This window comes from Salipaludibacillus sp. CF4.18 (genome assembly GCF_051262595.1).
GTDB classification, from domain to species: domain Bacteria; phylum Bacillota; class Bacilli; order Bacillales; family Salisediminibacteriaceae; genus Salipaludibacillus; species Salipaludibacillus neizhouensis.
On the sequence record NZ_JBIMEV010000056.1, the window covers coordinates 1 to 12,328 of the forward strand.

General features: G+C 35.5%; 14 protein-coding genes and 1 pseudogene. 12 read left to right on the top strand and 3 right to left on the bottom strand.

Annotation, left to right across the window (positions count from 1 at the left end):
- The first annotated feature begins 108 nt into the window (after nucleotides 1-108).
- From ACHABW_RS21520 to ACHABW_RS21545, 6 genes and pseudogenes are all read left to right on the top strand, one after another.
- Complete coding sequence (locus ACHABW_RS21520; protein ID WP_435758441.1) at nucleotides 109-1,170, top strand: 3,4-dihydroxy-2-butanone-4-phosphate synthase; 1,062 nt, start codon at nucleotides 109-111, stop codon at nucleotides 1,168-1,170.
- A gap of 100 nt (nucleotides 1,171-1,270) precedes the next feature.
- Nucleotides 1,271-2,218, top strand: coding sequence for a fumarylacetoacetate hydrolase family protein (locus ACHABW_RS21525; protein WP_435758443.1), 948 nt, complete (start codon nucleotides 1,271-1,273; stop codon nucleotides 2,216-2,218).
- A gap of 1 nt (nucleotide 2,219) precedes the next feature.
- Nucleotides 2,220-2,723 carry a DinB family protein gene (locus tag ACHABW_RS21530; protein ID WP_435758445.1) on the top strand — a complete coding sequence of 168 codons (504 nt, stop codon included), beginning with the start codon at nucleotides 2,220-2,222 and terminating at the stop codon, nucleotides 2,721-2,723.
- A 25-nt stretch (nucleotides 2,724-2,748) separates the two neighbouring features.
- Nucleotides 2,749-3,861 (top strand): cupin domain-containing protein, encoded by a 1,113-nt coding sequence (locus ACHABW_RS21535; RefSeq protein WP_435758447.1) that lies wholly within the window; start codon nucleotides 2,749-2,751, stop codon nucleotides 3,859-3,861.
- A gap of 104 nt (nucleotides 3,862-3,965) precedes the next feature.
- A complete protein-coding gene (locus tag ACHABW_RS21540) occupies nucleotides 3,966-4,148 on the top strand; it encodes a hypothetical protein (RefSeq protein WP_435758449.1) in 183 nt (60 codons plus the stop codon).
- Nucleotides 4,149-4,183: 35 nt separating this feature from the next.
- Nucleotides 4,184-4,657 (top strand): annotated as a pseudogene (locus ACHABW_RS21545) (putative PEP-binding protein).
- Nucleotides 4,658-4,871: 214 nt separating this feature from the next.
- On the opposite strand, the gene ACHABW_RS21550 reads toward ACHABW_RS21545, so the two are convergent.
- Nucleotides 4,872-5,207 carry a winged helix-turn-helix transcriptional regulator gene (locus tag ACHABW_RS21550; protein WP_435758451.1) on the bottom strand — a complete coding sequence of 112 codons (336 nt, stop codon included), beginning with the start codon at nucleotides 5,205-5,207 and terminating at the stop codon, nucleotides 4,872-4,874.
- A gap of 168 nt (nucleotides 5,208-5,375) precedes the next feature.
- Here ACHABW_RS21550 and ACHABW_RS21555 point away from each other — a divergent pair, with 168 nt between their 5' ends.
- The 3 genes from ACHABW_RS21555 to ACHABW_RS21565 all read left to right on the top strand — a co-directional run bounded on the left by ACHABW_RS21555 (nucleotide 5,376) and on the right by ACHABW_RS21565 (nucleotide 8,169).
- Nucleotides 5,376-6,218 carry a Sir2 silent information regulator family NAD-dependent deacetylase gene (locus ACHABW_RS21555; RefSeq protein WP_435758453.1) on the top strand — a complete coding sequence of 281 codons (843 nt, stop codon included), beginning with the start codon at nucleotides 5,376-5,378 and terminating at the stop codon, nucleotides 6,216-6,218.
- 13 nt (nucleotides 6,219-6,231) lie between these two features.
- Complete coding sequence (locus tag ACHABW_RS21560; protein ID WP_435758455.1) at nucleotides 6,232-7,131, top strand: protein-ADP-ribose hydrolase; 900 nt, start codon at nucleotides 6,232-6,234, stop codon at nucleotides 7,129-7,131.
- Between the two features lie 69 nt (nucleotides 7,132-7,200).
- Nucleotides 7,201-8,169, top strand: coding sequence for a zinc-binding alcohol dehydrogenase family protein (locus ACHABW_RS21565; protein ID WP_435758457.1), 969 nt, complete (start codon nucleotides 7,201-7,203; stop codon nucleotides 8,167-8,169).
- Nucleotides 8,170-8,246: 77 nt separating this feature from the next.
- Here the strand turns inward: ACHABW_RS21565 and ACHABW_RS21570 are convergent, their stop codons facing one another.
- On the bottom strand, nucleotides 8,247-9,128 hold the full coding sequence (locus tag ACHABW_RS21570; RefSeq protein WP_435758459.1) for a radical SAM protein: 882 nt from the start codon (nucleotides 9,126-9,128) through the stop codon (nucleotides 8,247-8,249).
- A 421-nt stretch (nucleotides 9,129-9,549) separates the two neighbouring features.
- Nucleotides 9,550-10,491 carry an aldo/keto reductase gene (locus ACHABW_RS21575; RefSeq protein ID WP_435758461.1) on the bottom strand — a complete coding sequence of 314 codons (942 nt, stop codon included), beginning with the start codon at nucleotides 10,489-10,491 and terminating at the stop codon, nucleotides 9,550-9,552.
- A gap of 153 nt (nucleotides 10,492-10,644) precedes the next feature.
- Here ACHABW_RS21575 and ACHABW_RS21580 point away from each other — a divergent pair, with 153 nt between their 5' ends.
- The 3 genes from ACHABW_RS21580 to ACHABW_RS21590 all read left to right on the top strand — a co-directional run bounded on the left by ACHABW_RS21580 (nucleotide 10,645) and on the right by ACHABW_RS21590 (nucleotide 12,325).
- A complete protein-coding gene (locus ACHABW_RS21580) occupies nucleotides 10,645-11,172 on the top strand; it encodes a helix-turn-helix domain-containing protein (RefSeq protein ID WP_435758463.1) in 528 nt (175 codons plus the stop codon).
- Between the two features lie 5 nt (nucleotides 11,173-11,177).
- Nucleotides 11,178-11,396: an IclR family transcriptional regulator domain-containing protein gene (locus ACHABW_RS21585; RefSeq protein ID WP_435758494.1), complete on the top strand. Its 219-nt coding sequence runs from the start codon at nucleotides 11,178-11,180 to the stop codon at nucleotides 11,394-11,396.
- 272 nt (nucleotides 11,397-11,668) lie between these two features.
- Entirely contained in the window at nucleotides 11,669-12,325 is a 657-nt protein-coding gene (locus ACHABW_RS21590; RefSeq protein WP_435758465.1) for an ABC transporter permease, read from the top strand.
- Nucleotides 12,326-12,328 lie beyond the last annotated feature (3 nt).

The following is a 12,328-nucleotide window of genomic DNA, read 5'->3' on the forward strand; positions in this document are numbered from 1 at the left end:
CATAAAAGTTGAGTCTAAAATGTAGGTTATTACTATGAATGGAAAAGAGAGGACCTACTTACAGAACGTTTTCTTTTATCGCAATCTAAGAGTAAAGGGGTGAGAGGTTTGATAAAAGATAAAATAAATAAAGTTGTGAAGGAATTAAAGAAAGGTAAGTTCATTACTTTGGTAGATCGTTATGGTCAAGGTAAACTTGTTTGTTTAATAGATTATGTTACTCCTAAGCAAATTAATTTTCTCATCACTCATGCTAGAGGTTTAGTCAGTGTTGGATTAGAAAATAAGCGCGCAAAGGATCTTAACCTTGATTTACAAGAAGCAGAATATAATGAAAACCACTATCTACCGTATACAGTTTCCGTAGACGTTGTAGGTACAACAACTGGCATTTCATCATTCGAACGTCACGAAACCATTAAAGCATTAATTGATCCCGAAAGAAGAGCGGAAGATTTTCAAAAGCCTGGTCATGTTTTTCCGATTATCGCACATGCAAATGGCATTTATGGTAAGCAAAGCCATATTGAAGCAGGTATTGACCTTGCTAAATTAAGTGATTCTTATCCAGCGGTGGTGTTGTGTGATGTTTTAAATGATAAAGGAGATATTGCAAATGTAAAGGAGTTAGAAAGTTTTTCAGAATTCTTTCAATTTGAAATGTTAAAGGTAGATCATTTCTTAAAATACCGCCTAATTTATCACCCATTTTTGGAAGAGAAAAAAAGCTCAAAAATTAATAATAGACTAGGGAAATTCACTTTAATTAATTTTAGTAATAGTATGGATAAATATTCTGACTCCACCTTACTGCATCAGCCAATTCGTAGTGATAAGTCAATAGCTGTATACGTTCATAAGCCATGTAAACTTTGCGAATTAAAGTTATGCGATTGTCAGATAAATCTAGAAGCGGCACTTTTAAAAATCAGCTCTGAAGGCGGAGTGTGTGTCTATTTAAAAAACAGAGATATCCAAGATCGAGACATAAATGACATGGGTTTAGATTATACCCCATTCATTCTTCCTCAGATGTTAAAAAAGCTCAATATTACTAATATAAATGTATTAAATGATTTTCCGTTAGACCAAAATATATTAAAAGAAAATAAGATTTTTCTGTCTGAATCGTTAATAAATGTAAAAAAAATACAACAAAATGTGGTCTAGTTGTATCTACTGTTTGAAATAGGCAGGTGTTTCTTAAAATCTGCTCAATGAAAAACTATTTCATTAGACATAAGATAATGAGAAAGGAAAGGTAATAAAAATGAAACTAATTACATTTACGAAAGACGGTTATTCTCGTATTGGTGCGGTTGTTGATGAGAACAAGGTCATTGATTTGAATTATGCTTATCAAGCACAACTCCAAAGCGAAGGGAAATATCGGTATAAAGAAATTGCAGAGGCATTTGTTCCAGAAGAAATGAAAGCGTTTTTAGAAGGTGGTAATGAAAGTATTGCCATTGCAAACAGCGCTGTGAAGTATGCGATTGAAAACCCTTCAAGCTTTAGACATCATCTAGTGCATGCCAAAGATCAAGTGAAAGTAGAAGCACCAATCAGTAATCCAGGAAAAATGATTTGTGTTGGTCATAACTATCGCGAGCATATTCTTGAAATGGGGAGAGAACTTCCTCCAAATCCCGTTGTATTTGCCAAATTTGCTAATACAGTCATTGGTCCGGAAGATAATATCCCGTATTATCCTATTTCTGAACAACTGGATTACGAGGCCGAATTTGCATTTGTAGTCGGAAAAAAAGCAAAGAACGTCTCGGAAGAAGATGCATTGGACTATGTGGCAGGGTATACCATTGCCAATGACGTCACATATCGCGACATCCAGCGTCGAACACTACAATGGCTGCAAGGAAAAACGGTCGACGGTAGTGCTCCAATGGGGCCGTGGTTAGTTACTTCAGATGAATTAACAGATCCTTCAGGTCTTGAAGTAGTTCTAACTGTTAACGGAGAGGAAAGACAGCATTCCAATACAGAAAATCTCGTATTTACTGTACAAAAGCTTGTTGCATTCTTTTCGAACCTCATGACCCTCGAACCAGGAGATGTTGTATTAACCGGGACTCCAGGAGGAGTTGGTTTTGCAAGGGATCCACAAGTATTCTTGAAAGACGGAGATGTAGTGAAAATTGAGATTGATAAAGTAGGAGTATTAGAAAATCGTGTCGTCCAACAAGAAGGAGATAACTAATATGTCAACTGAAAAAATCGAACAATATATCTCATCAATTAATACGTCATTTGATAACATTTTAAACAGTGTTGATGGACTTTCTGAAGAGGTCATTCGTCAAAACCCTACAGAAGAAGAGTGGTCGATCCTACAAATTCTAACTCATTTAACAGAAGCGACTCCATATTGGCTTGGGGAAATGGAGAGAGTAGTAGAATCTCCCGGTTCAAAATGGGGCAGAGGATTAAAAGATCCAGATCGTCTCTCAGCTGTGGAAAATACAGAATCGTTAAAAGTTAATGTAGTTATTGCAGAAGTGAAGGATCTGAAAGAAGAAGTCAGCAACAGAGTGTCAAGACTCAATGATGCACAATTAGCTGAAGAAAACCCGCATCGAAATTTTGAGAAGTTTGGAAATAAGCCTGTGTCATTCCTTATTGAACATTTTATTGTAGAGCATACAGCAAAGCACCATGGACAAATTGAACGAAACCTCAATAAACTTAGCAAACCTTCAAACTAATGATACTAGGAAGGGATGGTTTTCAATGACAGATAAAGCGGAATTTATGAAAAGTAATCTCGTGAAGGACTTTACAAAAGATATTCAACAATATAATCTTGGACCTCTTTGGGAAGCAATTCCAGAAGTAATGAATAAAACACCGAAGCCACATGCGGAAGCGTATCTTTGGAGTGGAGAATTATTAAAGAAGAAGCTATCAGAAGCCGCTCAAATATTTACTCCTGATCGTGGAGGAGAACGTCGGGCAATATATTTTCAAAATCCTGGTTTAACTTATCGGAAACCGTGGGGACAAGTATCGACAACACAAACATTATATGCTGCAGTTCAATTACTGCAACCAGGAGAAGAAGCTCCGTCACACCGTCATTCACAAAGTGCGCTTCGTTTTATTACGGAAGGTACAGGTGCTTATACGATCGTGCAAGGAGAACGAATTTTCATGGAAGAAGGCGATTTCCTAACCACTCCAAAAAATCTCTGGCATGGCCATGGTCATGTTGGGAAAGAACCGATGGTGTGGATGGATGCGTTAGATATCCCGACGATTTATTCAATTGGTGGCACATTCTTTGAACCGTATGAAGGAGGTCTTCAGCAACCGGATGTTCCTGACAATTTTTCGGAAGTTCGTTACCGCGGGGGAATGGTTCGACCAGTAGGCGACGGAAAATTTACCGTTGCTCCCCTGGCAAACTATAAATGGAACCGTACTTTGGACGGAATTAAAGGATTAATGCATTTTGATCCAGATCCATTTAATGCATATGCGGTTGAATACATTAATCCTTCTACAGGTAAATCAGCTAATCCAACGATAGGATCACGTATGACACATCTTCCGAAAGATTTTCACACGAAAGCACATCGTCACACACATTCAGTCATTTATTGTGTGCACAAAGGTTCTGGATATACCGTGATTAACGGGCAACGATTTGATTGGAAAAAAGGAGACTACTTTGTCGTTCCAAATTGGGCGTGGCATGAGCATGTAGCATCAGAAAATTCCTATCTATTCTCTGTGAATGATATTCCAATTATGGACCGTTTTGAATTGGAACAAGAACAAGAATTGGAGACAAATAAAGGACATCAGGAAATCACTAGTGAATTTAAACCAGATTTTAGGTAAGTATTCAAACGAATTGTATTAGAAATTCTCTAAATCTTGTAACATGTTCAATTATCAATAACTAAGTATTATGCTTGTTGTTCTTTTATGAGGGGGGAGAAGTTTTGAATATTAATCAATCAATTCTTGATTGTTTAGAAAATCATCCAGGAGCCAGTTCAAACAAAATTCTAAAGTTAATTAATGAGAGTGCACATCATCAATCAATCATTTTTAAAAAACTAAGAACCTTAAAAAGAGATCGCAAAGTGATAAACAAAGGGAACTCCTGGTATTTAATCAAATAAAAGGGGACAATTTGGAGATAGTGTGGATCGTCCATATGATAGTGAAAACAGTAATTCTTAATGAATTGCTGTTTTTTTTAAAAAAAGTATATAATAAAGAAGATTGTCCTTTTAGCCTAGCAGCCCGAGGCTTAGTAGATATCGTCGAAGCAGTAATTGCTCGTCAGTTCGCTAAAGAAGCTGATTTCTTTAGAATTGGAACAAATGACTTAATTTAATATACAATGGCATCTAACCATATGAACGAACGTGTTTCCTACCTATATCACCCAGCTATCCTAAACTTTTTTATCAATGTTATCGAAGCTACTAATGCAGAAGGTAAACGGACTGGTATGTGTAGAGTAATGGCTGGAGATTCCAAAGCTATCCTGATTTGGGATTAGACGAGTTTAGTATGAGTGCAACTTCGATCTTACCTACTCAGAGATTTGTCTAAAGAAGAAATGGCTTCTTATAAAGACCAGTTTCTTTCTATGGACACCGCAGAAGACGTGGAAGTATTTTAAGAAAAGTATCAAAAGAATAACTCAATACCTCAAACTATTCAAATTCTGGGTAGTTAACTATATTAATTGTATCAAGGATGTAAAGTAGAAAACATAGATGAATTTTATAATACAGGTGGAAATGATTAAGAACGCCTTTGTACAAAGGCGTTCTTTGTTTTGGATGAATATTTCAAGGGTAGTTTCTGATCGTAACAAATAAAATTAATAAAAGTTATCCATTATGATTCATCATCTCTTGATAACCTAAGCCCCATTGTTCCATCGTAGCTATGATTGGTTTAAGAGTCTCACCTAAATCGCTAAGAAAATATTCAACTCTTGGTGGTACTTCGGGATAAGCCTGGCGTTGTATTATTCCGTCTTCTTCCATGGAACGTAGATTTTGTGTAAGTACCTTTTGGCTAATTCCATCTATTCCATTTCTTAGTTCTCCAAATCTTTTTGTTCCTTTTAACAATTCTCGTAGAATTAGGATTTTCCACTTATTACTTATTAATCCTACTGTTGTTTCAACAGGACAAAGGGGGAGTTCCTTTTTTTTCTCCATATCATTACCTCCAACGGTTACTAAAAGGTTCCTATATAACCTTAAGGTGCCTACTTTTCATATGAAACTAAAGCATTTATTATGATTCTATAATGGTAATTATCTAATGTCAAATTCAACAGATTGAAAGAGTAGTAACTTCAACAAACTATTAATGGAGGTACAACTATGGACAACTATCAAAAACGTATAAAAATGGCAAAAAAAGCAATAGCCAAGGCGGAATATATTTTAATAGGTGCTGGCGCAGGGTTATCTGCTGCAGCAGGAATTACGTATAGCGGGAATCGGTTTACAGAACATTTTAAACCATTTATTGAAAAGTATGGTTTCACTGACCTTTATTCTTCTAGCTTCTATCCATTTGACACGGAAGAGGAGAAATGGGCTTATTGGGCTAAGCATATTAGTCTCAATCGGTATGAAATTGGAGCCACTAAGATTTACGAAGATTTAGTGCAGCTCATCCAGGATAAAAAATACTTTGTTATATCAACCAATGTTGAAAGTCAATTTGAAAAGGCTGGGTTTCCATCAGAGAATGTATTTCAAATTCAGGGGGATTATGGCTATCTCCAATGTGAGAAAGGTTGTCACGACAAATTATATGATAACGAATCATTAGTAACTGACATGATTGAGAAGACATCCGATTGTAAAATACCGTCTAACCTTGTACCAAGATGTCCAGTTTGTGGTGGTACCATGGATGTTAATCTAAGGAAAAATGGGTACTTTGTACAAGATGAAAGCTGGTATGAGTCAGACAATAGGTACAAAGCATTTTTACAAGAGTCTATTGGGAAAAGGATAGTTTATATGGAGTTTGGCGTTGGCTTTAATACACCGGGGATTATTCGTTATCCATTTGAACGAATGACTTATCATAATGAAATGGCGACCTTAATCAGGCTCAATAGAGATCACCCAGAAGGCTTTGAGGAGACACAAGATAAGACTATTGCATTTACGGAAGAGATGCAAGAGGTCGTAACATCATTCATGCAGTAGAGGAGGTATAGAAATGCCACAATTGCAATTAAAGGATTACGCTTCATCCATTCAATTAAATAGTAAATACTCCCCGTTCGTAGATTATATAGAGAACAAGGAAGAGGCTGTGAATGATTTATTAGATTTCTTATTAAAAGAAAAAAATGATAGGAAGATTAAGATCCCTCAAAACTATCATGAAAAACGAAACTTACTAAGGGGTTTATTAACTATAAAGGAACCAGGTATTCTTTCAACGAATATTCTTAAAAAAATTGATGCGCTATTACAAATAGAATTAAAAGAAAAATCCGTTGTCGAAGTGGAACAACTGAATATGTTAACTGATTTAATCCCAAATAATGCATTTAAACAATCCGATAAATTTAGCTTATGGCAAGGAGATATTATTCAATTACATGCAGATGCCATTGTAAATGCCGCAAACAAATATTTATTGGGATGTTTTCAGCCATTACATGATTGCATTGATAATGCAATCCATTCTGCTAGTGGACCGCAGCTAAGAGAAGACTGCAAAACGATCATGTCCTTTCAAAATAAATTAGAGGAAACAGGTAGCGCAAAAATTACAAGAGGTTATAATTTGCCAGCAAAATACGTTCTGCATACAGTTGGTCCTATCGTCGAAAGCGGAGCCGAACTAATGAATCAGCAAAAAGACAAATTAGCTTCTTGTTATATTTCATGTTTGGAATTAGCAAACCAAATTCCAGAAATTAAAAGCATCGCCTTTTGTGCCATTTCCACGGGGGTATTTGGGTTTCCGAAAAAAGAGGCAGCTAGTATTGCTGTGAATACTGTGAATGAATGGTTAAATGTGCATCCTAATCATTTTGAAAAAATTATCTTTAATGTTTATAGCGAAGATGATTACAATGTTTATTTTCGTACCTTTCAACAATCATAGGAATTTTTTTTGAAGGTTTAGAGATGTTTAGATGGTTGACTAATTGAAAATCAAAGGAGGTACAATAAGATGAAAGCAGTTGTATTAGAAAGAGCCTGTATGGCAGAGGAGTTGACTGTTCGAGATGTACCAATACCCGAAGTAAAGTCCGGTTGGGTTTTGGTAAAAATCAAAGCCTTTGGCATCAATCGATCTGAATTATTTACTAGACAAGGGTATTCACCTTCCGTAAAACTACCACGAATAATCGGCATAGAATGTGTTGGTGAAATTGCAGATCCTTCTGATAGTACTTTTACAAAAGGACAAAAGGTAGTTTCTTTAATGGGAGGTCTTGGACGTGAATTTGATGGTAGTTATGCAGAGTATGCCCTTATTCCTTCGAGTCAGATATATCCAATTGATCATAAGTTGGAATGGGTAAAGTTGGCTGCTATTCCGGAGATGTATTACACAGCCTATGCTTCGTTGTTCGATACGTTGATGTTAAAAAAAGAGGATACCCTCCTTATACGTGGAGGTACTAGCTCTGTAGGCTTGGCAGCATTACAGCTTGCTAAAAGTATTGGGGTTTCGGTAATTTCAACAACAAGAAGCAAAAACAAAGTGGAATTATTAAAAAAACATGGTGCGGATTCTGTGTTATTGGATGAAAGGGATTTGCAACAAGAAATATTTTCTCTTTATCCAAATGGGATAAATAAAGTATTAGAGTTGATTGGTACTGTAACTTTAAAAGACTCACTAGGTATGTTAGCGGATAAAGGAACTCTTTGCATGGCTGGAATTCTTGGAGGGGAATGGGTAATCGATCAATTTGAACCTATGATGGATATTCCATCTGGAAGGTACTTTACTCAATTTGATAGTGGAGTAAACTTTAAAGAAAAATTGCTGAAGGATTTATTTCAACATATTATCGACCATCAGATAGAGGTGCCGATTGCGAAGGTTTTTACTTTAGATGAAATTAGTGAAGCCCACCAGCTAATGGAAAGTAATGGTGCTGAGGGGAAAATCGTTGTGGTAAATCCATGAACAACGTCTACTTAACGTTTTGGCCTATCCTTGTTGATTGCTGCAGATAACAAATTGATAGCCTCTTAAGTATTATTTCAAGTTAAAAAGAGGCTACATTTACTGCACTCATCTTTAATTGTATTGACATGGCCAAACTCTTTTTCTAATATAGGTAATATTTTTTTGTATGCATCTTTCTCATACCATTGGGGTAAATTAATTTCTTCATATATCTTTTTTATCCCCATTTGTTCTGTTCGATCTCCACTACCACCATTACATAAAGAGTAAGTATCTAATACAACTGTATCCGTCGCCTCTTTGAAAACCTTCGCAACCTTTTTAGTCATTGGCAACATCGGAGAGATGGATATTCTTGTTGGTATGCCTGCTTCTGTGATTTCCTTTAAAGCTTTTAATCTAGCAGGAATTGGTGGAGCGGAGGGTGTGAATATCTTTCTATATTTCTCACTATCCGTTTCTATTGTCATACTCACCAATATCTTATCTCCAAATTTCTTAAATAATTCAATATCCCGTTTTACTAACGGTGAACGGGTATGAATCATTAGGAAGTCAATATCGTTAATGAAATTAAGCAAGTTTTCTAATATCGCCTCTGTTATTCTTTCCTTTGCTTCCTTCCATTGATAAGGATCTGTCGCTGTACTCATAAAGATAGAAATACGCTGACCTTTCTTCTTTGCTTTTCTAATGTCATTATCCAATAAGACATTAGCGTTTGATTTTATATCGACATAGCTCCCCCATTCTTTTCCTCTAAATTTAGCCTGTGGCATTTCCATAACATAACAATATTTACAAGCGAAAGCACAGCCTACATATGGGTTTAATGAAAATGTGAAACTATGGTGTGCAACGCATCCTTTTGCAGGAGTTAAAATTGATTTTGAAACAATATTTTGGTAATCGGGCAAATTAGCCACCTCTTTTTGTCGTGTTTTTCCTGGATCCATCCGCTACAACTACTCTAATACTAAGAGTAGTTGTAGCGGATGTGAAGTAGGCACCTTTTTGTAATAGAGTAACCCGGAGGTAACTAATGAGTTATCTTATGTTTCCTTGATACAGATCTGAGAAAAGTTTGTGAAACCTAAAATTCATGATTCCATTTAATTGTTTAATATTGTAATTATACTCCTCTTTATCTATTGGATTTAAGTTTTGCTCATCTGGAAAGCTCCCGCCCATAATAGTTATCTTCAAGTATAATGGGGCTGTGAATAGAAAAAAACCGTATAGTGTCACTTTTTAAAAGTGTCCACTATACCGGGATCAGTTCAGACTTTCTAAGTAATATCCTTTTTAATTGCTAGATCAATGAGGATTGCACTCAAAAGTCAATTTCAGTGACTTTTGCAACCACGTTGTATAAACTCAGTTGTTATTTAAAATCTCGTTAACAATGTTTAATTCTTCCTTAGATAAATTAACTTCGCTTGCTTGAACGTTTTCACGGATGCGTTCTTTCCGTTTACCTCCTGGAATGACTACATCAACACCCTCTTGTGCGAGTAACCAAGCTAGCGCTAAATTAGGGAGAGTCGTTTCTTTTTGAGTAGCTAATTCCTTTAATTTCCCCACTGTTTTAAGTGTTTGAATGAATTGTTCGCCTTGGAATAAAGGAACCGATTGACGCCAATCTTGAGGATCTAGCTTGGAATCTTTTGTGAATGTACCGCCAAGTAACCCGAATGCTAATGGACCATATGGAATAAAGGAAATATTATTTTCAATACAATATGGTAATAATTCTGCTTCCGCTGAACGATCTAACATATTATAAGGTGTTTGCAAAACAGAAATATCACCATTCGCATTCGCCTCTTTTAATTGCTCAAGTGATACATTAGAGATCCCAATTGCACGAATTTTCCCTTCCTCTTTTAACCGTGCTAACTCACCAATCGATTCCGTAAAAGGTGTTTCATTATCTGGGAAGTGTAAATAATACAAATCCACATAGTCTAATTGCAACCTCTGTAAACTTTTTTCAATTGCTTCTCGTAAATATTCAGGTTGATTATCTGTTTTTACAGAGCCATCCTCAAACCAATGTTGCGCTCCCTTTGTCGCAATCACATAGTCATCGCGCTTAAATTCTTTTAATACTTCCCCAACTAACTCTTCAGAACGACCAAGACCATAAAAATCAGCTGTATCAATAAAGTTTACTCCGATGTTTAATGCTTCTCTTACAAAATCTTTTCCATCTTCTTCATTTAAATTATCGAATAAATTATGCCCCCCAACTGCATTTGTACCAAGTCCAATTATTGAAACTTCAAAATTAGAATTTTTTAATGTTGTGTATTTCACTGTTATGCCTCCTATCGTTGATTAGCCACATCATAATTTATTAAAATGAAACTCACAAATTTTTTTGACCAAGTTTCAAATAATGAAACTCTTTCTGTATATTTTGAGTAAAAAAAATAAAACATTTATACTATCAGAGACTGAGGTGACAGAATGGTACAGAATGAAGTATCAACATTAAAAAAAGGACTTTTAGTTTTAGAATTGGTAAAGCAATATAAAGGTATTACGTTAAGAGAAGTGATGAAAGAACAGAATTTAAGTAAATCTACGGCTTTTCGGATTTTAACCACCCTAGAAGAAATGGGGTATGTATATAAACTTCAAACTCAATATTTTATTCATCATAAAATGTTTTGCGAAAGTTTTGAAAAGCGTTCAGAAATGGATTGGGCTTCATTACGTTCGATTTACCAAGTGGCACTTAATTTACAGATGAGCACCTATATAGGAAAAGTGGATGGGACCGATCTTGTTATGACGCAAGTATTACAAGCACCATTTCAGAAATCTGCTGACGAAGAAATTGGGAATCGTTCAAAACTACATCAGTCCGCTTTAGGTAAAGTGATCTTAGCTAATTTAGATGAAGAATGGCTTGCTTCCATATTTGATAAATTGACACTTGAATGTGAACAAAAAATACGTTTCAAGACTCACAACTATTTCGTTATCATTTAAAGGCTATTCAAGATTATGGTTATGCATTTGATGATGAGGAACGTATTGTCGGTACCCGTTGTGTCGCCGTTCCTGTTTTTCGCAAACAAGAAATTATAGCTGCTTTAGCAATTGTAGCACCTAGCGATCAAATTTCTCGTAGCAATATTAAACACATTGCCACAAAGCTACATGCAGGCAGTAAAGCCATTACAAAAGAAATAGAAACCCTCGTCAACATTTAACATTTCGGTTTCTAATTGTACGATAGGAGAATTTGTAGTAGTGAACCTCTAGGGATATTTCATATAAGTTAGATTCAATAGTTACTAATAGGTTACTATATAACCATAAGGTGCCTACTTTTCAATAGAAACTAATTAGCTTATTATAATTAATGTCTGCTTACTTAAAGTCGATAGAAATATAGAGCAATTAACAGGTGAGTAAGGTGATTCTTAAAACATAATTATTGTTTAAATTGTTCCAGTAAATCAATAAATGAAAGGAGATTAACTTGGAAAAAAATTTATGGATTCAGATTAAAGATTACTTTCATAACAATTTGGGCACTTTCTTAATTGCTGTAAAAGAACATATGGAAATCAGCGTAGTTTCTGTAGTCATTGCAATTATCATTGGTATTACATGTGGATATCTTTGTGTGAAGCATGAGAAATTGGAAAGTAAAATCGTACCCATTTTCCAGGTGTTAAGAGTTATTCCAAGTTTAGCGGTTTTACTTTTATTATTACCAATTGCGGGAACAGGGATGAAATCGGCTGTCATTGCGTTAGTTTTATTAGCCGTACCGCCAGTTCTTATGAATACAGTTGTAGGAATAAAAGAAGTACCCAGTTTTATGATTGAATCTGCTTATGGAATGGGAATGACAGAGAAGCAAGTATTATGGAAGGTTCAATTCCCATTAGCGATGCCTCTAATTTTTACTGGAATTAAAATCGCGATGATTGAGATTATTGCGAGTGCAACACTTGCCGCAAAAATAGGAAGCGGTGGAGTCGGCGAAATTATATTTACTGGGTTAGGACTTAACAGGACAGACTTACTAGTAATTGGTGGAATAACAGTAGCTTTATTGACCATCTTATCTTCTATTATTCTAGAATTAATCAATAGAATGGTCATGAGATATAAATATGTGAGATCGTAGGAG

Bases quoted from the DNA above. Each gene is read 5' to 3' on its own strand.
- ACHABW_RS21560 (WP_435758455.1), top strand. From the start codon at position 6,232: ATGCCACAATTGCAATTAAAGGATTACGCTTCATCCATTCAATTAAAT.
- ACHABW_RS21535 (WP_435758447.1), top strand. From the start codon at position 2,749: ATGACAGATAAAGCGGAATTTATGAAAAGTAATCTCGTGAAGGACTTT.
- ACHABW_RS21550 (WP_435758451.1), bottom strand. From the start codon at position 5,207: ATGGAGAAAAAAAAGGAACTCCCCCTTTGTCCTGTTGAAACAACAGTA.
- ACHABW_RS21555 (WP_435758453.1), top strand. From the start codon at position 5,376: ATGGACAACTATCAAAAACGTATAAAAATGGCAAAAAAAGCAATAGCC.
- ACHABW_RS21525 (WP_435758443.1), top strand. From the start codon at position 1,271: ATGAAACTAATTACATTTACGAAAGACGGTTATTCTCGTATTGGTGCG.
- ACHABW_RS21580 (WP_435758463.1), top strand. From the start codon at position 10,645: ATGGTACAGAATGAAGTATCAACATTAAAAAAAGGACTTTTAGTTTTA.
- ACHABW_RS21565 (WP_435758457.1), top strand. From the start codon at position 7,201: ATGAAAGCAGTTGTATTAGAAAGAGCCTGTATGGCAGAGGAGTTGACT.
- ACHABW_RS21570 (WP_435758459.1), bottom strand. From the start codon at position 9,128: ATGGATCCAGGAAAAACACGACAAAAAGAGGTGGCTAATTTGCCCGAT.
- ACHABW_RS21530 (WP_435758445.1), top strand. From the start codon at position 2,220: ATGTCAACTGAAAAAATCGAACAATATATCTCATCAATTAATACGTCA.